This window comes from Aquibacillus salsiterrae, assembly GCF_028416595.1.
GTDB classification, from domain to species: Bacteria; Bacillota; Bacilli; order Bacillales; family Amphibacillaceae; genus Aquibacillus_A; species Aquibacillus_A salsiterrae.
Window position 1 is genome coordinate 150,242 of record NZ_JAMQKC010000005.1, and the last position, 25,699, is coordinate 175,940.

The window sequence follows — 25,699 nt, forward strand, 5'->3', positions numbered from 1 at the left end:
CTATCCTTAGGAAGTTTTTATCCTAAGGTTTTTCTTTTTTAAAGACATAAAATTGCCCAACATTTATTATATGCATTAATTGTTTTTTAAAATCTAATCCCCCTTTCGGCAAGGGGGATTACTTTATTTTTTTCCTTCCTGTTCCTTCAACGCTCGGTTAAGCCGGCTTAACCTTCGCAAATCAGCTTTTCTAATCGGTAATGGTTCCTTTTTCAATAATTTCACCAAGGCAAACATGAGTAGGATAATCAGTACGGTGAATGGAAGGGCAGCAATAAGCGACGCTGTTTGTAAGGCGTCTAATCCACCTGCATACAATAACACACCCGCAATTGCCGACATCAGTACACCCCACACATATTTCGCAGATCGTGGTGGATGGGTGCTACCCCTTGTCGTCATACTGGATAAAATATAGGTAGCAGAATCAGCAGACGTAACAAGAAAAGTAAATATTAATAAGATGGATAGAATCGACATAATTGGCGTGAACGGTAAATAATTAAACAACTGGAACAAGGCAGATGTTAAATCCTCATTAACTGCTTCAGCAATATTTGTTCCCTTGTTCAAATCACTCCAAAGTGCCGTACCACCAAATGTTGCAATCCACAAGCAGGCAATCAACGGTGGAATTACCATCACACCCATGATAAATTCACGGATTGTTCTTCCTCTTGATACCCGTGCCACAAATGCACCAACAAACGGAGACCACGCAATCGCCCATGCCCAGTAAAAGATCGTCCAATCTCGTACCCACGTTCCACCCTTATATGGTTGGAGCCGCAAGCTATATCCAACGAAATTAACAATATAGTCCCCAATCGATAAGGTGAACGTTTCAAGGATAAAAACAGTTGGGCCTGCAAAAAAGACGTACAGTAACAACCCTAATGCTAAACCAAGATTTAGATTACTTAAGTATTTTATCCCTTTATCTAAACCAGTTGTTGATGATAGCATGTAAGCTATAAAAATAACGACGATAATAATTAACTGAACGGCTATCGAATTTTCTGTTCCCATGACAAAATTTAAGCCACCATTCATTTGTAACACACCGAGTCCTAGCGATGTTGCAATCCCCAACACAGTTGCAATGACAGATAAGGAATCAATTGAATTTTTGACAATTGGATTGTTACCAGTAACAGGTTCAAGTGCTGTTGAGACAAGTCCATTCTTTTTCTTTCTAAATTGAAGAAAACCTATGACAAGACCAACAATGGCAAAAACAGACCATTGACTCACGCCCCAGTGGAAAAAAGCATAGCCCATTGCTACACGAGCTGCTTCCTCTGTTTGGCCTTCCAAATCACCAAATGGCGTAGAGAAGAAGTGACTCATTGGCTCAGCAACACCCCAGAAGACTAGTCCTGCACCAAAGCCCGCGGAAAAAAGCATGCCTATCCAGGTAAAGAAGGAAAACTCTGGCCTTTCATTCTCTCCCCCAAGACGAATAGCTCCATACTTACTAATCGCAAGGAAAACTAAGAAGAGAATTAACGCAAACACAGAAAACAAATAAAACCAACCAAAGTTAACAGTAGTAAAATTAAACAGTCGACCTGCCACTTCGCCGAATCGATTTGGAATAAGCGCACCTACAATAACTAGGAATAAGATAACAAAAGCCGATATAGAAAACACGGGATTTTTCCACACATTTTTATCCATCATCAATCCCCCTCGTTTTAAGTTTATAGTCGCTGTTATTGTTACCATTAACTGAGGAATTATCACGTAATTTGGAATCAGAAAAGGACACTAAAAAACAAAAGCGCTAGTCGCGCCTTGGTAGACTAAGGAAGGCATAAAAAAAACGCTTAGATTAGTCATCTAAAGCGTTTTGTTAGTCAACTTCGGTATTTAAAATGAACCATCATAGAAAACTCTGCTTAGTTTTTTATGATTAGATCCTTTAGTTGGTCACGATTATGAATCATATCTTCAAGCGTATAGGAATCAAGGACAGCTAAATATGCTTGCAATGCTTCATATAGCACACCCTTCAACCGGCAAGCTGGACTAATTTTACAAGTATTATTTTCCTGATCAAAGCATTCGACTAAGTTAATCGGACTTTCCGTATGGCGAACAACATGGCCAACGTTGATCTCTTTTGGTTCCTTTGCTAATCTTATTCCACCGTTACGACCTCTCGTTGTCGTAATCAGACCGGCTTTCCCCAATTCATGAACGACCTTGCTAAGATGATTGTTGGAAATGTTATAAAAATCAGATATTTCCTTAATACTAGACTGCTCACTGTTCGGCCGTATTCCTAGATAGATTAAGGCACGCAACGTGTAGTCAGTATAGGCCGTTAACTGCATAAACTCCCCCCCTATATCGATTTCTTTTACAGCTATTATACCACTTATAGGTCATTTTTCGATAATCATCCAGGCTTGGTCCAAATGTGAACAATTTATTAAAGATGTATTTCAAATATTGCTTTTACCCCTCCAAAACCCTACAATAAAAGATGTATTTTAAATATATATTTAAAGGTTTAAAACGTTTTAAAACTATAAAGGGAGTTGTCTATCTTGAGTACTACTATGTTAGATCAAAAAACGATTGATACGGTGAAGGCTACTGTACCAGTTCTTGAAAAACACGGCGAAGCAATCACAAAACGTTTTTATCAAATGATGTTTGACAACCATCCGGAATTATTAAATATCTTTAACCACGCAAATCAAAAGCAAGGGAAACAACAGCGCGCCCTAGCGAATACGGTCTATGCTGCTGCAAAATATATTGACAACCTAGAGGCAATTTTACCTGTCGTTAAACAAATTGCCCACAAGCACCGGAGCTTACAAATTAAACCAGAACATTACCCAATCGTTGGGGAACATTTGCTTTTAGCAATTAAAGATGTCCTTGGTGATGCTGCAACAGACGATATTATTGAAGCTTGGGGCAATGCTTATCAAGTCATTGCCGATGTGTTCATTCAAGTGGAACATGAGATGTACGAGGAAGCAGCAGCGAAAAAAGGCGGCTGGGATGGTTTCCGCGAGTTCGTTGTTGATAAAAAGGTCAAAGAAAGTGAAGTGATTACTTCCTTTTATTTAAAACCAAAGGATGGCGGCCCCTTGTCTAGTTTCAAAGCAGGACAATATGTGAGCATCCGGGTAAACATTCCTGGTGAAAAAAATACCCACATTCGTCAATATAGTTTATCTGATTCTCCCGGTAAAGACTATTATCGTATTAGTGTAAAACGTGAAGCAACTAATGAATTACCTGATGGAAAGGTGTCTAACTATCTTCATGATACGATTAACCCTGGTGATGCTCTAGAGCTAACCGCACCTGCAGGGGTTTTCGTTTTGGATACGACGACAGAAGAAGCAGTCGTGTTAATTAGTGGTGGTGTTGGGTTAACGCCAATGATCAATATGCTTAACACCGTTGCAGAAAAACAACCTAACCGTAAAGTAACTTTTATTCATGCTGCAATCAACAGTACAACACATGCGATGCATGACCATGTTAAAGAGCTTGCCCAAACGAGCAATACCGTTGATTACTACCTGGTATATGAAAAACCAACTGATGCAGATCGCGCCGCACAACGATTTGATAAAGAAGGCTATATCGATTTACCATGGCTAAAGAGCGTCATAGATGATAACAATGCAGTCTTTTATTTCTGTGGACCTACGCCATTCATGCGTGCCATAAATCAAGCATTAACAGCATGGGGCGTACCCGAAGATAAAATCAACTTTGAATTCTTTGGCCCTGCTGATCAGCTGTAAGAGGTTAATCCCCCGAGGGTTTACGGGGGATTTTTTTACAACTTAGTGGGTAACCCCTGCTGTGGCAAGGCATTGGGGCTTGATTCGGACTCTATTAACCTGATTTGCTCTTCCTCTGTCCGAATTGTGGCTTGATTCGGACTCCATTAACCTGATTTTCTCTTCCTCTGTCCGAACTGTGGCTTGATTCAGACTCTATTAACTGGATTTTTGCTTTCTCTGTCCGAATTGCGGCTTGATTCGGACTCTATTTACCTGATTTTCTCTTTCTCTGTCCAAATTGGGGCTTGATTCGGACTCCATTAACCTGATTTTCTCTTCCTCTGTCCGAATTGACGCACCATTCGGACTCCATTAACCTGATTTTTGCTTTCTCTGTCCGAATTGGGGGTTGATTCGGACTCTATTAACTGGATTTTTGCTTCCTCTGTCCGAATTCCGGCTTTATTCGGACTCCACTAACCTGATTTTCTCTTTCTCTGTCCGAATTGTGGCTTGATTCAGACTCTATTAACTGGATTTTTGCTTTCTCTGTCCGAATTGCGGCTTGATTCGGACTCTATTTACCTGATTTTCTCTTTCTCTGTCCGAATTGGGGCTTGATTCGGACTCTATTAACTGGATTTTTACTTTCTCTGTCCGAATTGACGCACCATTCGGACTCCATTAACCTGATTTTCTCTTCCTCTGTCCGAATTGTGGCTTTATTCGGACTCCACTCACCTGATTTTTGCTTTCTCTGTCCGAATTCCGGCTTGATTCGGACTCTATTAACCTGATTTTCTCTTCCTCTGTCCGAACTGACGCACCATTCGGACTCCATTAACCTGATTCTCACTTTCCCTGTCCGAATAAGGCCAAATTCAATTCAAACGACGAAACCAATGAGACTAATGTTCTACTATTACTGCTCTATTACCAAGCTAATGAATAGACCTCTCCTCCCCCTTGTAGTACATTAAATAGGAATCTATCACTGGAGGGGTTTTGAAATGGAGTATCGTCGTCTTGGTAATACTGGACTCAAGGTTAGTGAAATTAGTCTTGGTAGTTGGCTCACTTACGGTGGGTATGTTGAGGAACAAAAAGCTGTTGCATCAATTGATAAAGCATACGAATTAGGGATTAATTTTTTCGATACCGCAAACGTTTACATGAGAGGCGAAGCAGAGAAAGTTGTTGGAAAAACGTTACGCAAGTATCCAAGAAGCTCTTATGTATTAGCGACAAAAGTTTTTGGTAAAATGGGAGACGGCCCAAATGATCAAGGTCTTTCCCGCAAGCACATTACCGAACAATGTGACGCAAGCTTACAACGGTTAGGATTAGATTATGTCGATATTTACTACTGTCATCGTTATCATCAAGATACTCCATTAGAAGAAACGTTACGTGCACTCGATGACTTAGTCCGTCAAGGAAAAATACTTTATGTCGGTATCAGTGAATGGACCGCACAGCAAATAACTGATGCAATTCACCTTGCAGATAAAAAACTACTTGATAGAATCGTAGTTAACCAACCAAACTATAGCATGCTTCAACGTTATATTGAAAAGGAAGTTATGCCTGTTAGTGAAAAACACGGAATTGGCCAAGTCGTCTTCTCTCCACTTGCACAAGGCGTACTGACAGGAAAATATAAAAAAAGTGAGGCCGTTCCTGAAGATAGTCGTGCTGCTCAAAAAGATTTGAATATGTCACGAGTCTTATCAGAGGAAAACCTCGATAAAGTAGAACAATTAAAGGGTATTGCGAAAGAGGAGAATCTATCGTTAGCACAACTAGCGATTGCATGGATTCTGCGTCAACCAAATGTAGCAAGTGCATTAGTTGGGGCTAGCCGTCCAGAGCAATTAGAAGAAAATACAAAGGCTTCTGGCGTCAAGCTCTCCGGTGAGACGTTAGAAAGAATTGAAGGAATTTTAGGATAATAGTATCGGTGGTGCCGTTCTTACCTGCACCACCGATATTTTACGTAGTTACCTTTACCTGCTTGATTTCTTCTTTTACCCGGCGCTGGATGATGCGTAATCTAATTAGAAAACCAATTGCCGCTCCTGTTAGCCCCAAGCTTATCCCGACCCAAAATCCAATCGGACCAAGCTCGGTAAATGCAGCTAACGTATAGCCAGATGGCATCCCAATGATCCAGTAAGCGATGAATGAGATAATAAACGGGAGCTGTACATCCTTGTATCCACGCAGTACCCCTTGCAAGCTAACCTGCGCTGCATCAGACAGCTGATAGATGATGGCAACGATAAAGATTTGACTTGCCACTGCAACAACAGCTGGGTCTTCGGTATAGAAATAAGCAATCTGTTCCCGGAAAAAGAACAAGAACACGGCACCAATAGCTAAAAATGCGATTGCACCAACTACACCAATTAAGCTGTATTGCTTTGCTGCTGCAAGCTTTTTTCCACCAACGGAATAGCCAACAACAATCGTCAATGCCATCGCAATGCTTAGCGGTATCATAAATATTAACGAAGTGAAGCTTAGCACAATTTGATTAGCTGCAATTGTTACCGTCGTAAACATCACACCTATCAATAACGAGACAACGGAAAAAATACTTGCTTCAAAAAAGATCGATAGTCCAATCGGAATACCCATCGCTAGCTGTTCCTTAAATGCACGCAAAGACGGCTTAAACCACTTCACGAACAAACGATACTTCCGAACCACTTCTAGCCGGAATGTCATCCATATACTTAAAAAAAGAATGATCCAGTACGTCAAGGCTGTTGCATATCCAGCCCCAATCCCACCTAATGCCGGCAAGCCAAAGTTTCCGAAAATAAAGCCATAGTTTAACACGACATTAAACGGAACAGCAGCAACCGTAATGACCATCGTTATCGTTGTATATCCTTGCCCATCAAAAAAATTACGGAGCACATTCGACAAGAACAACGGAATAATCCCAATCGACAATCCGACTAAATAGTGGAACGCAATCCGATGAACAGCTCGGTCTAAATCCATCAACGTTAAAATTGGATCAAGTAAAAAAATTCCCGCCACAAACACGACAACACCAAGCGCTATCGATAAATAGATTGACTGTGTTACCGCATGGGAGATCTTACTCCGCTCATTACTGCCGACTAACTGGGCAACAATTGGAGTAACAGCTAATAAAATACCATTAATCCCAGTGAATACCGGTAACCATAGATTTGCACCGATAGCCACACCAGCCAAATCGTTCGTTCCCACTCGCCCTGACATGAGTGTGTCGACCAAGTTCATCGCAAAGAGACTAACCTGGGTCACCATGATTGGCCATAGAATGGAAATAAACAGGGTAATCTTCTGTTTTAATGTTTCTGCATGATACATGTTTACACCTATATTTCTAATTATTTTTCAAAAATCAATTCAATAAAATGGGTCACTATTTTCGCAGTTAAACCCCAAATTACTTTATCATCATAGACATAAAAAAGCTCTTCTAACGACCTCGCCCGCCATTTGTAATTTTCACCACCAATAATTAAGTCATAAGGAAAGTCCTCTGCTGGTTGCAAATCCAAATGAACATAGTGAACACTAGGCTTTGTTTCCTTGAAAAAGGATAGCGGCACAAGAAATGTTTCCTCTACTTCTGCTGGATTAGGATGAAGTCGACTAGCAGCGTCGAGAATGCCGACGTAGGGGTAAACAATCATACCGAATGGCGAAACGATATAATCCAACGGGTGTACACCTGTAATATCCTTCTCGTTTACGCCAAGTTCCTCGACCGTTTCGCGAATCGCAGCCTCTTTTTCACCAGAGTCTTTGGCATCTATTTTACCTCCAGGAAAAGAAGTCTCACCCGGCTGCCGTCTCATCTGATGGGACCGTACTTCAAATAACACGTGGAGTTCATCATCTTTTTCAACTAGCGGAACGAGGACTGCATATGTTGCAAACTGACGACTCCCTAAAATGGTCGGTGTATGTGATTTCACTTTATTTAAAATAGCTTTCGGGTCCATCCATTCACCTCAACTTCCCTTCTGTTTTGTAGACATTATAGCACGGTATCATACGAACAAGTAGACAGCTCTCGAATGCTTTCTGCTAAAAAAGCACTTGTGAAGCTTGCTCACAAATGCTTTTGATTGTTATTTGAAATTTTCATAGATAGAGAACATTGGTAGCATGGCAGCCATCACAATCAGACCAACTATTCCACCAAGCACACCGATCATCAGCGGTTCGAGAATGGTACTAAGTCGCGCAGACATCTCTTCCACATCATCCTCATAAAAATCAGCTATTTTCTCAAGCATCGTATCTAACTGCCCGGTTTCTTCGCCAATCCGAATCATGTGTGTGATAATTTTCGGGAACACCCAGCTTTCTGCTAAAGGCGTAGACAGGCTTTCTCCACTACGGAGGGAATCCTTTGCATCGTCTAACACCTTCGCAATTACTTCATTTCCTGCTACTTCTGAGCTCATTGTTAGTGTTTGCAAAACTGGAACAGAGCTTGCAAATAACGATGCCATCGTCCGCGATACACGCGCTAAAATCGTCTTTTGCATTAACGGACCAAATACCGGAATCTTTAGTGCAATTAAATCTAACGTATACCTACCTTTTGGATTACGCCGAGTTGCAATAAATCCGGTAACGATCAGGACGGTTAGTAACACTAAAATGTACCACTTTTCAATCAGAAAATCAGAAATGGCCATGACGATTTTCGTAGGGACAGGTATTTCACCACCAACATTAAGCAGGTTATCGAGCATCGTCGGCAACACTTTTGTTAAAAGAATAATAACAACAATAACTGCAACAATCGATACGGCAATCGGATAAACCATTGCCGATTTCACCTTCTCTTTGACACGGTGACTTTTCTCATAAAAGGTCGCCAACCGGTTCATCACATTTTCCATATCGCCACTCGTTTCCCCAGCGAGCACCATGTTAATAAAAATTTTATCAAAAATCTTCGGGAACTGGGCACAAGATTGTGAGAAGGATGTTCCCGAGCGAACGTCTTGATAAATTGTCTTTAGTGCATCCTTAAATGGTTTGGATGAAACTTGATCAGACAGTAAAGAGATGGCATCAACAATTGGTGTACCGGCATTTAACAGTGTGGCTAGCTGCCGGCAGAAAACAACAAAGTCCTGGTTTTTGACTGGCGGGCCAATAGTTATATTGATTTCAGTATTCAGCCCTGTCGCTTTCATTTCTTTTAATTCAGAAATGTATAGGCCTTTTCGTTTCAACTGCTCGGTAGCCTGTGCCTGGGTAACTGCTGTTAGCTTCCCTTTTAACTCCTTGCCAGACCTCGCGTCTAGCCCCTTGTACTTAAACTCCACGCCTATCCCCCCTTACCTACTCATGAATGTCCCAAAATGGCACATATTCACTTGCTGTTTGTCTAGTAATGACGCCATTTTCAACAAGCTCTCTGACAGACATTGCCATCGTCTGCATCCCACTTGATTTACTAGTTTCCAAGACTGATTGTATTTGGTGGACCTTGTTTGAACGAATTAGGTTTGCAATCGCATGGTTGTTCACCATTATCTCTAAAGCAGATCTTCGCCCGTTTTGCTCAGCAACCGGAATTAACGTTTGAGATACTACTCCGACAAGTGTTCCAGCAAGCTGGGTCCTGATCTGCTGTTGTTGCTCCGCTGAGAAAACGTCAATCACCCTGTCGATTGTTTGTGCTGCACCAGTCGTATGTAATGTTGCTAGGACAAGGTGCCCTGTTTCGGCAGCGGTTAAGGCAGTTTGAATCGTATCTAAGTCACGCATCTCCCCGACAAGAATGACATCAGGGTCTTGACGTAAAGCTGCCCTTAGTCCGACCGCGAAAGACTCGGAATCAACGCCAATTTCCCGCTGATTAATGATACTATTTTTATGGTCATGTAAATATTCAATTGGATCCTCTAGTGTTAGGATGTGCTTGCTCATGTTCTTATTTATATAATCAACAATCGATGCTAGTGTGGTTGATTTACCCGAACCAGTTGGACCAGTGACAAGCAAAATTCCTTTAGTCATCTGTGAAAATTGTTTAATGATTGGCGGTAAATGTAAATCTTCAAAATTCGGAATGACACTGTTAATCACACGACTGACGATAACAAAGGCACCACGCTGTCGAAACACGTTGACACGGAACCGGCATACGTCTGACAAAGCATAAGAGAAGTCGATTTCACCAGTTTGGTCAAAATATTGTTGCTGTTCCGTCGTTAAAATTTCTCTTGCCATTCTTTCTGTGTCAGCACCAGTCAGCACGTTGTTGCCGACACGCTTAAGCTTCCCATTGATCCGAACAATTGGCGCAATGCCTGGTGTCACGTGTAAGTCAGATGCCTTATTTTGATAAGCAAACATTAATAACTTTTCAATATCCATCAAAAAAATCCCCCTGCGACTATTCGACCGTTACCCGGTAAACTTCCTCAAGCGTCGTCATGCCCTGTGACACTTTACTTAGACCGTCTTCAAACATTGGTATAAAACCTTTACCCGTTACATATTTCCGGTACTCAGAATCCTGCAATTTTTGCGTTATCATATGTCGTAATTCATCATCAATCAATAATGTCTCATGGATCGCCATCCGCCCGCGATATCCAGAGTTGTTACACGCTGAACAGCCGCGCCCTTTTCTCATATCGTTCGTACCCAACCCTTTTGAATAAAATAATTGCTTCTCATCTTCGGTTGGTTGATACGGCTCTGCACATGTTTTACACACGCGTCGTACAAGTCGCTGTGCCACGACACCAACAACTGCTGAAGACACAAGGAACGGCTCAATCCCCATGTCAATTAATCGACTAACGGCACTGACCGAGTCATTCGTATGCAGTGTACTTAACACGAGGTGCCCGGTTAATGCGGCACGAAGGGAAATCTCGGCCGTTTCGGTATCGCGAATTTCCCCGAGCATGATGATGTCCGGGTCTTGTCGTAATATCGAACGAAGACCAGCAGCAAACGTCATCCCAATATTCGAACGAACTTGGACTTGGTTGATTCCTTTAATTTGATACTCGACCGGATCTTCAACGGTAATGATGTTTACATCTTCTGTATTTAATTTTTGCAGCGCCGTATATAGTGTCGTTGATTTACCACTACCAGTCGGGCCAGTAACCAATATAATTCCATATGCATTACTAATCATCTTACGGAAATTCGCTTCATTCCGCTCAGAAAAGCCTAATTTCTCAACCCCAAGTGACACACTACCTGTATCAAGGAGACGCATAACGACCTTTTCACCAAACACAGTCGGCAGGATGGAGACACGGAGGTCGAAACTTTTCATATCGACATCCATCTTGAAGCGTCCATCTTGCGGAAGACGCTTTTCAGCGATATTTAACTTCGACATAATTTTAATTCTTGAAACAAGTACATTATTCATGTTTTTCGGCAGGGAACGTTCGGTTCGTAACACACCATCGACACGAAACCGAATCAATGTTTCGGTTTCGTGGGGATCAATATGTACGTCACTTGCGTTTACTTGGGCAGCTTGTGCTAATAACTGATTCACCATTTTAGCAACAGGTGATTCGTCGTTTTGCTGTGCCTCTAAAAACCCTTCATCATCTTCATTAAGCGGCATGTCTTCAAGCATTTTATCGATCGACTTTTGCATGCCATAGTATCGATTAATCGTTACTTGCATCTCTTGCTTTTTCGCGATGACTGGTTCAATTTGAAAGCCAGTACTTAAGCGCAAATCATCTATTGCAAAATAGTCGAGTGGATCGACCATCGCTACAAGCAAACGGTCACCGATCTTCTTCAGTGGTAACACCTGATATTTCCGAGCGATTTCTTCACTAATAATATTAATTAATTTCCGGTCAATATCGTATTCATATAAGTTGACTTTATCTAATCCGAGTTGAAGTTCCAGCAAGTGAATAATCGTGTCTTCTTCAACAATATTCATTTCGACTAATTGGTCCCCGAGTCGTAGTCCCGATCGTTTCTGTTCTAGTAGCGCGTCCATTAGCTGTTCTTCGGTGATCACATTGGCTTCAACAAGTAAATCTCCAATTCGTTTCCGCTTCTGAATCATGTGCGACTCTCCCTTTATTCTCGTCTGTCTATTCATTGCTAAGCATATTCCCATTTAGGTTCAGTGTAAAGTCAATTAGTAAGCCATCCACATCCCAAAGCTTCGCAACGCTTGGTTCTTTTTGGTGACTCGCTAACACACTCTCTACCTGATTTAAAATAGCAATTGTGTTGTTCAGTTGGACCTTTCGTTGATTATCATCAGCCATATTACTTATTGATTGGATGACGGCATCTTCATAGTTATTCATGGTAGTAACTACTTGATTGAATTGTTGCTCGGTTAATTTTAAGTCGTTAGCTGCTATACCTTTTGTCGTAACCTTTGCTACTGCTTCTAGTGTATCTTGGGCAACCGGTAGCAACCACTCTTTTTCTTCCTCGGTTAAGTTAATCTTCAGTGGCATAATGTACGTATCGATGCCAAATTCATTAATCTTAATCGCCTTTTTGGCAGCAGATGGAATATCATAGCTCACCGAGGAAAAAATGAGACTAATCGAGCTATCTGATACACGAGGATCTAATCCACGCGATTTAATATAGTCGACTTGGTTTAATAGATAATAATCATTCGTATAGGCACCTGTTTGGACAAAATAGAATCCTTGGCCTTCTCCCTCAACCGGTGGCGTATCGGTGGTAACACGAATCGAAGACCCATCCATGACAATCTCTGTTTCATAACGCTTTACTGCTTGTTCTTCGTCTGGTTCTTTGACCTCACCGGCATCTGGAGTATCAGGTTCAGGGTCCACTACTAATTCTGGCTCACGATTTGGTTCTGGTTCGCTAGCTAGTTCGCCTAGCTCATAGTCATTTCCAGCAGCAACGAATGGTGCAAAGCTGTCTGAATAAAAGACGCGCGCAGAAATCGAAGCTGACATGTCCGCTCCTTTTTCCCCGCCAGAATAGCTATAGCTTTGGACATGGACGACCCGTGGTAGGTTTTCAAGTCCTTCAATAAATCGATTAATTTCTGCTTCTTTCCCGTTCACACTTAGCTGGACATCGAGGTAGTTTACTTTCACCTTCACGTCCTTGAACTTTGCTTCGATTAATTTAAAAATCGGTTCAGGAAATACAGCATTCCACTCTGCAGTGCTTAGTTCTTTTTCCTCTTCCGCCGCTTCTGTCACTTGGCCAACTTTCCCTTTTCCGACTGGTAAGTTGCCAAACGAAATGCTGTTAATTAAGACACCCGTGTTCTTTTCTGTTTTCTCCAAATCAACAATGACTTGTTCCACATTTGGTCGAACCGGAATCCCCTTTAGCAACGTATCCTTCTCTTCATCGGTTAGTTGCTGCGGTGTTAGGTCAGCTAACAGCTTTTGATAGTCAGCTACAGCTGTTTCGACTTGCTTAAGTTCCGTTTCCTTTTGCTTTTCTTCGGCAACAACTGGTCGAATCATTACCCAATAAAAAATACCAATTGCGACAAGCAGTAAGACGCTTACGGTTAAAATAATTTGTTGGATGGCGTTATTGTTTTGATTCATTTGCTTCGCCACCTTCCACCACCGTCTTGACATTCATTTGTACGTTCGTTAAATAGTTTTCACCTTGTTCATTTGTTGAAATCGCTGTAACTTGGGCTTCCGTCGTAAAGTCAGCAAATAACAGTCGATTTAAGTATGTTGCTGCATCTTGTTTGGACGGAAAGTCAACAGTCATCGTCAGTGCACCGGTGTTTTGATAATTATAGGATTGAACATCGACACCTTTAGGAAATAATTGAAAGACACTGTTTTTCAACTCAATCGTTCCTATGTATGTTTGGTTTAATAACGAGTTGACATATTTGTACTCATCTACAAAGTTATATTCCGTTACGCCGCTTGTTTTTGTTTGATATTCTGCTAGTAAATTGTCCCTAAGTTCTGTTTGCGTAACAATTGTATCACCCAATTCGGCGACATTATTTTTCGCATCCAAATAATAGACGACAGATAGTCCTGCCATCGTAAATACAGCTACTGCCAGTACTATGAATAGTGGTAGCCTACTTACGGTAATTCGTCTCGACTGCGGTAACAAGTCAATACTTACATTCACTACAATCTCTCCTAACTAGCTTGTCTGTCGGTATTATTTTTTCCATTTCTTCTTTGCTGTGTCATTACCTTTTAATGCAAGGCCGATCGCCACACTAGCTGTATTTAACATCGATGTCTTAGTGAAATCATCAGCTAGGATCGGTGTGAAATCTATCTCAGCAACTGTGACATCGAGTCTGTTGGATAATAGGTTGATAGACTTCTTCGCATGTTTACCTGTGACAATGATTCGCTTTAACTCATCGTTATCCCTACTGAGTGAGTATTGATAAAAGTTCTGTGCCTTCTCAATTTCACGAACAACCGCATCGACGTATTGTTCGGTCTCTTCATCGACAGCAACATCCTCAACCGTTGCCGCAACCTCAACATTGTCTTCCACTAAACCATCATTGAAAGAAAGAACGTCATCCTCTAAAACAGTTGTACGACCGATCTTTTCTGTAATTGAAATCGACATTGTCCGAGAAAATGCAATTGTTCCTTGCGTGAAAATATGAATATCAATCGCTTCATCAGATAAATCAACGACCATCTCCGTTTCGATTAACCATTCTTTATTCGTAAATGAAATGAGACGCTGTAACGCTAACGCCCTAATTTCCGCTGTCAACGGCTTGAACCCCGCCATCGTTGTCGTTTCAAGGAAATCTTGGGATAGCGGTTTAGATGTAGCGAAGAACAGGATATCGCTTTTTTTATCCTTGGTCTCCTCTGGCGATTCCATCTGTTCTTCACTATCTTCCTGGTCGAAATCATTGATAGTTAGTTCCTCAAAATCAACATCATTTTGTTTGCCTGGTTCTTCAACAGTACCAATCTTTACAAAATCGTAAGTTGATTGTTCAAATGGTAGGTGTATACTTTCACCAATCTGGTAATTAATTAATTTTGCAAGCTCTGGCTCATTTAAATTTGGTAAAGTAGTAATTCGCCGCACTAAGATATTCTGCGTTGGAAAGGCTAGATGTACTTTTTTTATGTCCTTAGTAAACTTACTTTTTAGAATTGATGATGTTAATTTTCTATCTTTTATTCTACCATTTCCGATAACATTCTCAGTAGTTTCAACTAGATCTATATCAAGAAGTGACAGCTGCTTATTTTTAATATCAACTGTTGCACTCGAAATATATTTTTCGCGAATATCTATTCCGGAATATTCATTTCTTTTTGAAGCCATTTTCTCACTCCTCTGTTTAATTTGGCTTGGTTGAGAAGTCAATCGTGTCCGAATCAAACTTATATATGTACGTTTTGTTACTATCTTCATCTTTCTCGCAAGCCTCGGGTAATAATGAACAATTAATCCCTCTTTCCTCACCAGTTACACTATAAGTATTTGTATTGGCATAGTACTCTTCAGTTATCAGTCCACCATTAATAACCAAATTAGAATTGGCACCACTTTCAAATTTCTGCGCTATTAATACTCCTTCAATTATTAATTCCGAAACACCACCAGAACCACCAATCAGAACATTTTTCACAAATACGACAGTATCCGATGGTATTTCTAAAATCAGTGGGCCTTCACCGCTTTTTCCATCATAGGATATTTCTTCAAGCCTAATAATTTTACTTGGAACTTCATTAAAGTCGTATGGAATGTCGGATTTTCCTATTGACGGGTAGAAATTGCCTTCATCGTCTTTCCAATTTGACCAGTCTATATTATATTTTTCAAGTATTGAATTATAAATTTCCTGTGTCAATTGACTACTATTCACGTTAACATTCACCGTATTGTTTTCTTTTGCATAAAAAGACTCATAATACTTTAGAGCATCTCCACCTGAGAACGGAGTAGGATAAATACTAAAGTTGAGTATCCGACTTACAGTAGATTTATCGTGTTCAAGAGTTGAATTATCATATTTTGAATCTAATGTAACCTTAACTTCGGGTGGGGTGGTAGCATCTGTTGGTTCCAAGTTTATAGTATCTAGGTCATGATCCACTTCAATGTCAACTGCTAAATCCTTTCCGCCTATCTCCTTATACGTTCTTTGGTTAAAATTTTTTAAATATTCAAATATACCATCGTCATACGCTTTCATCTCTGCCAGAACTATTTCTATAGCACCCTCAGCCCGGTAGAACTCTTCTTGAGCCTTTTTATTTGTCGTCACTTTTTCTAATCCATACGTTGTTGACTTGAGTGTGACCGTTGCGATAATACTAAGAAAAAGAATTATAAAAAGAATGATAAGTAATGCAGCGCCAGACTGATTTCGTGTAACTTTTAAAAGAATACTCTTCATACCCTCACCCCTAGTAAAAGTCATCATATGTCCTTACTCTATTGTTAAAATCATTCGTAACATTGGTTGATACCTCATATTGATTGTTTTTATCTTTCAGTACTAACTTTATTTTGACTTCACTTCCGGTTGTAACGTCAAATTGATCAATATTATCCGATAATATGTTTCCACCAGGCTCTAGCTTCAATTGTTTATACTGATAAGATAGTTTTTCTACTCCATTTTTGTCCCTAACAATAATCTTATCGTCCGTTATATCACTTTCGTCTAGGCTAACTATTTCTAATGTACCACCATCTCTTACAATGTTTGATATTTGTTCCATGATAAATCTTGCTTCTCGTTGCAATTCGTTTTCTACTGCTACAGCTCGCTCCATTTTCATTGAATACGAAGAAATACGGAATACGACCGTTGAAATTACTACCATAATAACAATAACTACCAATAATTCTATCAAGGTAAAGCCTCGCTCGTTTCTCCCGGTCACTTTTTCACCACCGTTACTAATTCTAAAGTATTTATTTGCTTATCGATTGGTACAATGTCTGCCTTAATTTCATAGAATTCTAAACTAGATGGTGTCGTTGTATAGGTTGGTGTGGAAGCAGTTATCGTCGCTACAGCGTCATATGTAATATCTGGGTCTTCTTCCGTTACACACCCCTGATCATTTAAACAATAATATGTTGTTGGAGAGGTACCATCTACATATCCTTCTACTCGAATTCGTTCCATTATTTCCTGTCCAAAATACGCCAGTTGGGTATCCTTTCCTTGCTCCACAGTTCTGGTAAATGTACCTGTTAAAATAACAAATAACGGGACAATAATGAGACCAACAATAACTATTGAAATAAGTAACTCAACCAAAGTCATTCCTTTTTCATTTCTCACATGATTCAACCCCTACATTATGAATCCTAAATACCATTCCCATATTTGATTACCGTATAAATAAGCAACTAACGTGCCAATAAGAATAAAAGGGCCAAAAGCAATCGGCTCTTTTCGCTTCACTAATCCAGTTGATATGAACACTATTCCAATTACTGCCCCGAACAAGGAAGCAAGTACTAAACTCATTATAGTTTGTATAGGCCCTAAGGCTAAGCCAATGGCTGCATATAGTTTAATATCGCCGCCACCCATACCACCTTTACTAACAATCGCAATTAGCAGCAGTAAACCAAAGCCCACTGCTCCACCTAACAAATAGAAAAGGAACGGTTGACCACCAATAAACATACGGATGATCAACAGTAGGACAATGCTTGGAAGAGTAATCACATCTAAGATCAACTTTTCCCGAATATCAGTTAAAACCGCTAAAACTAGGGTAATAGATAAAATGAATGCGGGTAATAATTCTGGAGTGAGACCAATTGTCTTATAAACAATGAAAATAGTTACAGCTGTTAAACCTTCCCCAACAGGGTATAGATATGAAATTTTCACTCGACAATAACGACAACGGCCTCCTAACAATATGTAACTAAAGAGAGGTATTAGGTCTAGTGCACCAAGGCGATGTTTACAATTAGGACAATGGGATGGTGGATATGAAATAGATTCCTTTTTTAATAGTCGGATTGCAACGACGTTGAAGAAACTTCCAAATGTTAGGGCAAGGATTATTACTATGATATCTATGGCTAGCATTGGTGAGCGCCCCTTTATTTTATTTAAAAAATTTTAATCTTAGAATATGTGTTTTACAGGTAAAAGACTTAAGTAATATTATACTTGGAAACTTAGGCCTTTTCATTAAATTATAATCTTCAGTCATATTAAAAAAGGGTAAAAATAAAGCTGCCGCGGTCTTGAAAGACGCGACAGCACGTAAAATAGATATGGTATTACAGGTTTACTTTAAACAAGAGGACTTAACATCGCCATCGGATGTACTCGTATATGAAAAGGTTGCTGTTGCACTATCAGCACAATCTGGCATTTCTTGTAGATAATCTGGAACTATTAAACCATCATTTACAACTGCAGGTGATTTAGTATCATCTATAGGAAATTCTCCTTCAACCGCATAATACCTATTAACAGCATCTTGAACTATAGATAAATTCTGTTTATCCGTATTTTCTTCAGCCTTATCTCTCTGCCCCATCACCATCGGGAACGCAATTGCCGCAATAATACCTAAAATAACAATAACAACTAATAGTTCGATCAACGTTAAACCGCGTTGATTTTTGACGTGCTTTTTAACTGACTTCATTCTTGAATTTTCCCCCTTGTTTTTAAATAATTAAAATTTATTTCAAGAGCGCAACTCTTAAAATCGGCAACAAAAAAACCTTAACAGAATCCATCTCGAATTCAAGATGTTGTAAGGTCGGTTGCGCCACTAGCTCGATGTGACTCAGGCGCCCAAATAAAAGTCACATTTCTTCGCTCCCTATATTCATTTGATTAAACATTCGTTCCAACTATGTATTGTTTTTTAAAACTTCCTAAATGTGGTATTTCTATTGGAATCATCTAATAACTCTCGGATGTGTAGGTGGTTGAATTAGAGTGTATCTTAGGTGGATTAAGAAGATAATAGATAATGAACACCATTCTAGGTATTCTCTCCTAATTAACTGAGAAAATTTTAGTATTTAGTTTTGCTATAAGTATATTACACTAATTTTTGGTAGATTAAAAGATAAATTTTCTCAAGTTTTACATATTTTTTTATTATTCTGAAATGTGCGTTTTTTCGACAAATACTGCTTGACTGACTCCTCCATGATCCCTTTATCATAGAAGGAGTCATGCTTTTAGTTCGGCATGGACGATTAATCTGTCTGTTGCTTCTTTGATCGGGGTACAGGTTATTAAGGTCAGGACTTTTTTATCACCAATTGGGTTTAAAACGGAAATATCTTCTGGTTTTACTATCTTTATCTTGAACACAACGTACGTGTATTCTTTGCCTTTTGTCTTAATTTTAATTTCATCGCCGACTTCCACTTCATTTAGTCGATTAAATTGACGACCATAAGTCCAGCTACGATGTGCAGCTACTGCTGAATTACCTACCTGACCTAGGGACGCCGTACCTTTTAAATGACCTGCTCCCTTATCTAAATTTTTCAAACTAGCGCCTTCAAGAATCGGCAGCTCAACATTGATCTTGTCGATGGTTATAACACCTAGAAGGTTTTCTAACTCTGCCTCAGGTTTAGAGTTAGACTCAGACTGTTCCTCTACTTCCTGACTAGGCTCACTTTGATCTGCTTCTTCTTCATTACTTTCCTCTGCGGAAACTCTACGGTTAAATACTTCGTTGAGCTCTTTATAGCTTTTTGTTGTTTCATTTGAACTGGCGCCTTCTTGATCGATTTGTTCGAACGCTTCTAATAGTTGTTTTTCATCGGAAACACTGGAATAATAATTATATGCTGGATAGGCCATTACAATCACACCAGCTAAAATAAAAAGAATGGCTAATTTTTTCATCATTTATCTTCCCCTCACAGCCTAATAACCAAATTTTTCAATTTATTAAGTTAATTTAATAATATATTTGTTTATTATTATTGGTAATTTCATTATAATATAGATAGATATATCATCCTAGGTTTTTCTTACCATAAAGGGGAGGTGTAACTTACTAACTATGCAGCTTACATCAAACCACCACGACCTGACACAAATTCCATTATTCGCACGAGGGAAGCATTGATGTATAACCATTAATTGGACACTTTGGTTATATGGAGCTAGTAGTGTAACCGGCCCTCTTAGATGATTTAATCTCTAAGAGGAGGAAATTGATTGAAAAAGTTTTACACAAGAACGAGATTAGCGCTCGTTATTATCACATTTGTATTTGGTTTGTTTAGTAATTCAGCTGTATTCGCAGCACAAGAAACATCAAATGACGAGGTAGGCTGTACGTTACCTAACACTCCAGACAATTTCAAAGCCTATGAATGTGGAAAAGTTGATAATGCGGTAAAGATGAAAAGTGGTCTGAAAATTGCTGGGCCGTTATCTATTGATATTACCTTTTCCCAAACAGAAAATGAAAACACTAGTTTTGACTGGAAGTTGCAATCGGAATCCTATATCATTTATGGGATCGCGGTAAAAGGTGGAACTGGTTATGAGGAATACCGTTTTTCTAACGGTGTTACTTCAGGAAGTGGATTAACAGCCCCAAATAATAAAGGCATAAGTCACATTGTATTTTATTATGGACTGAAAGAGACTACGGACACAGAAGAACCTACTGAACCAGAACAACCTACCGAGCCGGAAGAACCTACTGAACCAGAACAACCTACCGAGCCGGAAGAGCCTACTGAGCCAGAACAACCTACCGAGCCGGAAGAGCCTACTGAGCCAGAACAGCCTACCGAGCCGGAAGAACCTACTGAGCCAGAACAACCTACCGAGCCGGAAGAACCTACTGAGCCAGAACAACCTACCGAGCCGGAAGAACCTACTGAGCCAGAACAACCTACCGAGCCGGAAGAACCTACTGAGCCAGAACAACCTACCGAGCCGGAAGAGCCTGCTGAACCAGAACAACCTACCGAGCCGGAAGAGCCTACTGAACCAGAACAACCTACCGAGCCGGAAGAGCCTACTGAGCCAGAACAACCTACTGAACCAAAAGTGCCTACCGAGCCGGAAGAGCCTACTGAACCAGAACAACCTACCGAGCCGGAAGAACCTACTGAACCAGAAGTGCCTATCGAGCCGGAAGAGCCTACTGAACCAGAACAACCTACCGAGCCGGAAGAACCTACTGAACCAGAAGTGCCTACCGAGCCGGAAGAGCCTGAAGAGCCAGAAGAACCTACTACTGATCGAGAAGAGCCAGCTGAAACAGATGATGGTGAAATACTTGATGACATCGTAGAAAACCAAACTCCTCAAGGTGCTCCTATTATTCCTAGTCAGCCAGAAACATCTGATCAAGCTGATGGAAACGATGAGGATCAAAGCACTAATCAAGAAGATGCGGAAGAATTCATTGAATTTGAAGAGGAAGAGAACGAAACACCACTTGGTGCACCGGTACCGGTTATTGACGATGAACCTAAAGTTAACGATGACGAACAAGTAATTATTGAGCCAGAAGAAACACCGTTAGCTGGTGCATTAACTGAATTACCGCAAACAGGTGACAAAAGTAATTTACCCTATTACCTATTTGGTCTATTACTAATTACAATTGGTGTCGTTCTAAACAGAAAAACCAAAAAAGCTAAATAAGAAAAGCTCAAGGCGGTCTTTGCGACAAAAGGGATTGACTCTAGGTAAAAGAGGATGATTAACTCATCCTCTTTTTCTATGTTTCCAACAAAAATTTTTGATTTATTTTACGACTAAACTATTGCCTAATTTTAAATATAATGGTAATATTTACTCATCAAGTTAATAAACTAGTACTTAGGTAACTTTTTACCGATAACGGCAAACCTATTGAAAGATAGGGACGCAAAGTCATAGGGCCTTCTCACTAATGAATGGCAGCCTGACCACCGAAGAAAGAGTTTTTTTGTATCTTCTTTTAGATGTCGAAATATTCAAAAAAATAATAACCGGAAGTCATCCAACTTCCAAACGATAACGGCAAACCTATTGAAAGATAGGGACGCAAAGCTAAAGGGCCTTCTCGATCCATGAAAGGCAGCCTGGCTACCGAAAGGGGAGTTTTTGTATGTTCAAATTTGTTAAACGTTTCATTCCAGCTGTATTAGCAACATCACTAGTCTTTGGCAGTTTTTCGACTGTACAAGCCCAAGCAACAACAACTACCGATACCCAACTAACAAAAGGGGTCTATACAGTCAGCAGTGAGGTTGCAAATAAAAGTGATAAACTACTAGTCGAAAAAGATGGTGTACGATACATTTATAATCTTACAGGAAAGACAAATGTACCTTTGCAATTAGGCAATGGTAATTATTCCGTCAAAGTTTTAGAGAAAATCGATGGCAATAGATACAAAGTCGTTTCCAAGAAAACACTTGCTGTTAAACTTGAAAATGCTCAAGCACCTTTTCTAAATTCGGTTCAGAATGTTAACTGGAACGATCAAATGGAGCCAATTGTTTTAGCCAAAAAGCTTACAAAAGGTTTAAAAACAGACAAACAAAAAGTAACAGCTATCTATAATTACATCGTAAACAACGTTAAATATGATTATGAAAAAGCAAAAACGATTAAAGCAGGATATATCCCTAACATCAGTGATACATACAAAACAAACAAAGCAATATGCTATGACTATGCTAGTATGTTTGCAGCGATGGCCCGCAGCTTAGGAATTCCAACTAAATTGATTGCAGGTGAAAGCAAACTTGTTACTGTCTACCATGCCTGGAACGAGGTTTACTTAGATGGTGAATGGAAAATAATCGATACTACCGTCGATTCCGTCTACAAAGATGCAAAAGTTAAAACAACAATGTTCAAAAACAAAGAAGACTACACACCACAAAAAGTTTATTAAATAAAAAAAAGCACGAAACTCGGATAAACCAAGACCCCTTACTGACAAGGGGTCTTTCTTATAAGATAAGAAAGTAAGAAAACAAGGCAACCAGCCCTTATTCGCGGAGGTTGCCTTGTTTTTTTCTTTCATCTGATATTAAACTTCCATCTCTAAATCCTTGACACGTTTCTCTAAATAACTAACATCCTTCTTCGCATTAAATTGTTCTGCTTTCTCTACCTTAGCTGCCACATTGTATTGCGGAATTCCAGATGGTCCGTCGTAGATCCCTTTTGGAATTAAGAAGTTACCTTCAGGGAAGAACATACCAATATTACCTTGCGCGATTTCTGCGATATGCGCTTTCCCTTGGAACGTGCCATGTTGATTATAGACAACAATTGGTTCGCCGTTTTCGACATTTAATAATTTCGCATCCTCTTCATTTAACAACACTTCATCACGCTCCGCATTATTAAACGGATCTGTATCTTTATAAACCATGGAGTTAAATTGCTTGCCTCGACGAGTCGTAATATAGAAGCTTCCTTTTGGTTTATCTAAATCAGGAATCCCAACTGGAATCAGGTTCCCGCGGCCATCAGGAGTAGGGCACACGCCACCTTCACACAACCAAGCGCCTCCCCATTGGAAGACATCTCCTTCTTTCTTCAAATGCTGAATGCCATCATAATTGCGGTTAGCCAAAGCAATCTCATCACGAATCGCTTGCCCGTCCTTGAAATCAACTAGGTGTGCTGTTTCTGGTTTGACACGCTTTGCAAGGTCAATATAGATTTTCCACTCTGCTCGTGCTTCTTCTATTGTATTTTTGTTCCCTTCAATTTGTGGGGAAAAATACACCATTCGCTCCGTCGATGTAGATGTTCCGCCACCTTCTTGCTCATATCTTGTTTTAGCCGGAAGAACGATTACCGCTTCCTTTGCATCCACTAACGTCGATGTATTAAAAATAATATCCTGATGCACACGAATGTCGAGCGATGCTAATGCTTCTTCGACAAAGTCCGGGTTCGGCATCGTCTCAAGGAAATTACCACCACTCATATAATAGAGTTTTAGCTTTCGCTCATTGTCTTCTGGCAGGACAGCATTTTCTAAAGAAACACCAACAATGTCCCCTTGCCACTTCGGTAGTTCAAAATCCCAAAGTTTTTCAATTCGCTTGACATTATCCTCTTCCCAGCCACCACCAGGCAAGACAAATGGATCACAACCCATTTCCCCAGTGCCTTGAACACTTGAGTGACCACGGAATGGCATTAAGCCAGCATACTTTCTTCCTAAGTGTCCACGCAATAATGCTAGGTTTGCTACTTGTGAAATATTATCGGTTGCAAATGAGTGCATCGTTAAACCGAGTGCCCATGCATAAACAGCGTTTTTACTAGTGGCTAACAACTCCGACAACTCGATAATTCTGTCTTTTGGCACACCAGAAGAATGAACAATTTCATCCCAAGATTGTTCGTCGACCTTAGCCTTCAATTCTTCGTAACCATTCACATGCGCGTTAACAAATTCATGGTTAATAGCAGAACCCCGCTGTTTTTCCTCCATCTCGAACCAGTACTTCATGATTCCGTGCATAAACGCGATGTCGCCACCAATGTTTACTTGGTAAAAATCATCTGCGACTTTTGTGCCGAATAATGCCGATTCTGCATTTGACGGAATCCAATATTTATCCATTGCCGGTTCTTTATATGGATTAACAACAATGATTTTCGTTCCTTTTTTCTTTGCAGCTAACATATATTTTGTAGAAACTGGTGAACTGTTTGACGCAACAGAACCCCAGAATAACAATACATCTGTACCTATCCAGTCTTGATAATTACAGCTACTAGCGCCAATCCCAACGGAACGCTTTAAAGCCGTTTTAGACGGTGAGTGACAAATTCGTGACGCGTTATCAATGTTATTTGTTCCTAAGAAACGACTGACTTTTCCTGCAACATAATAGGACTCATTCGTAATTCCACGCGATGTTAAATAAAAACCATATTGTCTCGGTTTAAGTGTCTTCATTTTAGCTGCAATCATATCCATCGCTTCATCCCAGCTAATTCGCGAAAATTTCTTTTCACCCTTACGACGGATTAATGGATATGGGATTCGACCAAGCTGACGTAGCTCTTTACTGCTATATTTTTTCAGCTCATCAATATCAGCGTGGACAATTGACTCATCCATTGCCGGCATCGTACTTAAGCGGAGAACATTTAGCCGTGTTGTACAAACGTGTGGCCCTTTCAGCGTCTGATCCTGTAGCCCGGAAACCCCTAGTGCACAACCGTCACAAACACCTTTCGTTAAAATGTTTTTCGCATAGTTTAAGTTGTCTTTATTTTCCCAGACGATTTTCATTGTATCTCTAATGTGATGTGGTTTAACCTTACCTAAACCAAACGGCACCGGACTCACCCAATGCTCCGGTGCAGGCATCTTTGACATTTTAATTGGCCCCTGATGTTTCGTTTCGCCCATAACAACTCACTCCCTATAACTATTCTATTTATCATGTCACCTAAAATGATTAGGTTATTTGAAAAGTTAATTAGCCTAACAACAATAAAACCACCGAGAAAGCATCCCCTTTTAGAAGGAGATACTTTAAACGGTGGTTGAGTCTACGGCAGGATCGCTACCTAGTACCTAACCTATTATCTACAAAACTTATCTTCAATATTTTCATCAAAAACAAAGATTGACATTCCAAAATCCCGGTCAATATCAATATCCACAAATAATTCGACATAATTGCATCCTAAAAATGCTTCCATCTCGACCGGACGGTTTTTCCGGTACATCTCTTTAACCATCTCTGTTCGTGCTGACCTAAGAACTTGCTTCCCTTCATCTGCACTTGCAATGAATTTCTCTACTGGAGATAAATTGCCCTCCATTTCACAAATCGCCCAGTTCTTACAGAAGGTTGTTATAATTTTACTAGGACCTTTCCCCATATGCTTCTTCCTGAAACTGCGTACAAGATTACTAAACTCGGCTTCATACTTATTCACTATAGTCCTCCTGCTT

At 40.1% G+C, this 25,699-nt stretch carries 22 protein-coding genes and 4 riboswitches; of the genes, 4 read left to right on the forward strand and 18 right to left on the reverse strand.

What is annotated here, in order from left to right:
* Positions 1-123 precede the first annotated feature (123 nt).
* Both NC799_RS08515 and NC799_RS08520 read right to left on the reverse strand, forming a co-directional pair.
* Positions 124-1,680 (reverse strand): BCCT family transporter, encoded by a 1,557-nt coding sequence (locus tag NC799_RS08515; protein WP_272446009.1) that lies wholly within the window; start codon positions 1,678-1,680, stop codon positions 124-126.
* Between the two features lie 221 nt (positions 1,681-1,901).
* The gene (locus NC799_RS08520; RefSeq protein ID WP_272446011.1) at positions 1,902-2,339 is read right to left on the reverse strand and encodes an Rrf2 family transcriptional regulator; all 438 of its coding nucleotides are present in this window, start codon (positions 2,337-2,339) and stop codon (positions 1,902-1,904) included.
* A 228-nt stretch (positions 2,340-2,567) separates the two neighbouring features.
* On the opposite strand from NC799_RS08520, the gene hmpA reads away from it, so the two are divergent.
* On the forward strand, positions 2,568-3,779 hold the full coding sequence (gene hmpA / locus NC799_RS08525) for an NO-inducible flavohemoprotein (protein WP_272446089.1): 1,212 nt from the start codon (positions 2,568-2,570) through the stop codon (positions 3,777-3,779).
* Positions 3,780-4,771: 992 nt separating this feature from the next.
* The gene (locus NC799_RS08530; RefSeq protein WP_272446012.1) at positions 4,772-5,713 is read left to right on the forward strand and encodes an aldo/keto reductase family protein; all 942 of its coding nucleotides are present in this window, start codon (positions 4,772-4,774) and stop codon (positions 5,711-5,713) included.
* A 40-nt stretch (positions 5,714-5,753) separates the two neighbouring features.
* Here NC799_RS08530 and NC799_RS08535 read toward each other — a convergent pair whose 3' ends face one another.
* The 14 genes from NC799_RS08535 to NC799_RS08600 all read right to left on the reverse strand — a co-directional run bounded on the left by NC799_RS08535 (position 5,754) and on the right by NC799_RS08600 (position 19,647).
* Positions 5,754-7,130: an MATE family efflux transporter gene (locus NC799_RS08535; protein ID WP_272446013.1), complete on the reverse strand. Its 1,377-nt coding sequence runs from the start codon at positions 7,128-7,130 to the stop codon at positions 5,754-5,756.
* Between the two features lie 20 nt (positions 7,131-7,150).
* Positions 7,151-7,771 (reverse strand): NUDIX hydrolase, encoded by a 621-nt coding sequence (locus NC799_RS08540; protein ID WP_272446015.1) that lies wholly within the window; start codon positions 7,769-7,771, stop codon positions 7,151-7,153.
* A gap of 129 nt (positions 7,772-7,900) precedes the next feature.
* Positions 7,901-9,115, reverse strand: a complete 1,215-nt coding sequence (locus NC799_RS08545) for a type II secretion system F family protein (RefSeq protein WP_272446016.1) — start codon at positions 9,113-9,115, stop codon at positions 7,901-7,903.
* Between the two features lie 16 nt (positions 9,116-9,131).
* Positions 9,132-10,172: a type IV pilus twitching motility protein PilT gene (locus NC799_RS08550; RefSeq protein ID WP_272446017.1), complete on the reverse strand. Its 1,041-nt coding sequence runs from the start codon at positions 10,170-10,172 to the stop codon at positions 9,132-9,134.
* A gap of 19 nt (positions 10,173-10,191) precedes the next feature.
* Positions 10,192-11,859: a GspE/PulE family protein gene (locus tag NC799_RS08555; protein ID WP_272446018.1), complete on the reverse strand. Its 1,668-nt coding sequence runs from the start codon at positions 11,857-11,859 to the stop codon at positions 10,192-10,194.
* 28 nt (positions 11,860-11,887) lie between these two features.
* The gene (locus NC799_RS08560; protein WP_272446020.1) at positions 11,888-13,357 is read right to left on the reverse strand and encodes a hypothetical protein; all 1,470 of its coding nucleotides are present in this window, start codon (positions 13,355-13,357) and stop codon (positions 11,888-11,890) included.
* Positions 13,341-13,913: a hypothetical protein gene (locus NC799_RS08565; RefSeq protein WP_272446021.1), complete on the reverse strand. Its 573-nt coding sequence runs from the start codon at positions 13,911-13,913 to the stop codon at positions 13,341-13,343. The genes NC799_RS08560 and NC799_RS08565 overlap by 17 nt, the downstream gene beginning before the upstream one ends.
* Positions 13,914-13,946: 33 nt before the next feature.
* Entirely contained in the window at positions 13,947-15,098 is a 1,152-nt protein-coding gene (pilM, locus tag NC799_RS08570; RefSeq protein ID WP_272446024.1) for a type IV pilus biogenesis protein PilM, read from the reverse strand.
* Positions 15,099-15,114: 16 nt separating this feature from the next.
* Positions 15,115-16,179, reverse strand: a complete 1,065-nt coding sequence (locus NC799_RS08575) for a hypothetical protein (protein ID WP_272446025.1) — start codon at positions 16,177-16,179, stop codon at positions 15,115-15,117.
* Positions 16,180-16,189: 10 nt separating this feature from the next.
* Positions 16,190-16,672: a prepilin-type N-terminal cleavage/methylation domain-containing protein gene (locus NC799_RS08580; RefSeq protein WP_272446026.1), complete on the reverse strand. Its 483-nt coding sequence runs from the start codon at positions 16,670-16,672 to the stop codon at positions 16,190-16,192.
* Positions 16,669-17,079 carry a type IV pilus modification PilV family protein gene (locus NC799_RS08585; protein WP_272446027.1) on the reverse strand — a complete coding sequence of 137 codons (411 nt, stop codon included), beginning with the start codon at positions 17,077-17,079 and terminating at the stop codon, positions 16,669-16,671. Before NC799_RS08585 ends, NC799_RS08580 begins: the two co-directional genes overlap by 4 nt.
* A 12-nt stretch (positions 17,080-17,091) precedes the next feature.
* Positions 17,092-17,844 carry a prepilin peptidase gene (locus NC799_RS08590; protein ID WP_272446028.1) on the reverse strand — a complete coding sequence of 251 codons (753 nt, stop codon included), beginning with the start codon at positions 17,842-17,844 and terminating at the stop codon, positions 17,092-17,094.
* 205 nt (positions 17,845-18,049) lie between these two features.
* A complete protein-coding gene (locus tag NC799_RS08595) occupies positions 18,050-18,415 on the reverse strand; it encodes a type II secretion system protein (protein ID WP_272446029.1) in 366 nt (121 codons plus the stop codon).
* Between the two features lie 106 nt (positions 18,416-18,521).
* Positions 18,522-18,605, reverse strand: a riboswitch (cyclic di-GMP riboswitch).
* A 349-nt stretch (positions 18,606-18,954) separates the two neighbouring features.
* Positions 18,955-19,647, reverse strand: a complete 693-nt coding sequence (locus NC799_RS08600; protein ID WP_272446030.1) for a class D sortase — start codon at positions 19,645-19,647, stop codon at positions 18,955-18,957.
* 203 nt (positions 19,648-19,850) lie between these two features.
* Positions 19,851-19,934, forward strand: a riboswitch (cyclic di-GMP riboswitch).
* A gap of 28 nt (positions 19,935-19,962) precedes the next feature.
* Here NC799_RS08600 and NC799_RS08605 point away from each other — a divergent pair.
* The gene (locus NC799_RS08605; RefSeq protein WP_272446031.1) at positions 19,963-21,411 is read left to right on the forward strand and encodes an LPXTG cell wall anchor domain-containing protein; all 1,449 of its coding nucleotides are present in this window, start codon (positions 19,963-19,965) and stop codon (positions 21,409-21,411) included.
* A gap of 190 nt (positions 21,412-21,601) precedes the next feature.
* A riboswitch (cyclic di-GMP riboswitch) is annotated at positions 21,602-21,685 on the forward strand.
* Between the two features lie 75 nt (positions 21,686-21,760).
* A riboswitch (cyclic di-GMP riboswitch) is annotated at positions 21,761-21,845 on the forward strand.
* A gap of 14 nt (positions 21,846-21,859) precedes the next feature.
* Entirely contained in the window at positions 21,860-22,654 is a 795-nt protein-coding gene (locus NC799_RS08610; RefSeq protein WP_272446032.1) for a transglutaminase-like domain-containing protein, read from the forward strand.
* Positions 22,655-22,792: 138 nt separating this feature from the next.
* Here the strand turns inward: NC799_RS08610 and NC799_RS08615 are convergent, their stop codons facing one another.
* A complete protein-coding gene (locus NC799_RS08615) occupies positions 22,793-25,147 on the reverse strand; it encodes an FdhF/YdeP family oxidoreductase (protein ID WP_272446033.1) in 2,355 nt (784 codons plus the stop codon).
* Between the two features lie 176 nt (positions 25,148-25,323).
* Positions 25,324-25,683, reverse strand: a complete 360-nt coding sequence (locus NC799_RS08620) for a Na-translocating system protein MpsC family protein (RefSeq protein WP_272446034.1) — start codon at positions 25,681-25,683, stop codon at positions 25,324-25,326.
* Positions 25,684-25,699: the final 16 nt, after the last annotated feature.

Coding starts and splice junctions, on each gene's coding strand:
- NC799_RS08515 (WP_272446009.1), bottom strand. CDS start 1,680: ATGGATAAAAATGTGTGGAAAAATCCCGTGTTTTCTATATCGGCTTTT.
- NC799_RS08520 (WP_272446011.1), bottom strand. CDS start 2,339: ATGCAGTTAACGGCCTATACTGACTACACGTTGCGTGCCTTAATCTAT.
- hmpA (WP_272446089.1), top strand. CDS start 2,568: ATGTTAGATCAAAAAACGATTGATACGGTGAAGGCTACTGTACCAGTT.
- NC799_RS08530 (WP_272446012.1), top strand. CDS start 4,772: ATGGAGTATCGTCGTCTTGGTAATACTGGACTCAAGGTTAGTGAAATT.
- NC799_RS08535 (WP_272446013.1), bottom strand. CDS start 7,130: ATGTATCATGCAGAAACATTAAAACAGAAGATTACCCTGTTTATTTCC.
- NC799_RS08540 (WP_272446015.1), bottom strand. CDS start 7,771: ATGGACCCGAAAGCTATTTTAAATAAAGTGAAATCACATACACCGACC.
- NC799_RS08550 (WP_272446017.1), bottom strand. CDS start 10,172: ATGGATATTGAAAAGTTATTAATGTTTGCTTATCAAAATAAGGCATCT.
- NC799_RS08555 (WP_272446018.1), bottom strand. CDS start 11,859: ATGATTCAGAAGCGGAAACGAATTGGAGATTTACTTGTTGAAGCCAAT.
- NC799_RS08560 (WP_272446020.1), bottom strand. CDS start 13,357: ATGAATCAAAACAATAACGCCATCCAACAAATTATTTTAACCGTAAGC.
- pilM (WP_272446024.1), bottom strand. CDS start 15,098: ATGGCTTCAAAAAGAAATGAATATTCCGGAATAGATATTCGCGAAAAA.
- NC799_RS08575 (WP_272446025.1), bottom strand. CDS start 16,179: ATGAAGAGTATTCTTTTAAAAGTTACACGAAATCAGTCTGGCGCTGCA.
- NC799_RS08590 (WP_272446028.1), bottom strand. CDS start 17,844: ATGCTAGCCATAGATATCATAGTAATAATCCTTGCCCTAACATTTGGA.
- NC799_RS08595 (WP_272446029.1), bottom strand. CDS start 18,415: ATGAAGTCAGTTAAAAAGCACGTCAAAAATCAACGCGGTTTAACGTTG.
- NC799_RS08600 (WP_272446030.1), bottom strand. CDS start 19,647: ATGATGAAAAAATTAGCCATTCTTTTTATTTTAGCTGGTGTGATTGTA.
- NC799_RS08610 (WP_272446032.1), top strand. CDS start 21,860: ATGTTCAAATTTGTTAAACGTTTCATTCCAGCTGTATTAGCAACATCA.
- NC799_RS08615 (WP_272446033.1), bottom strand. CDS start 25,147: ATGGGCGAAACGAAACATCAGGGGCCAATTAAAATGTCAAAGATGCCT.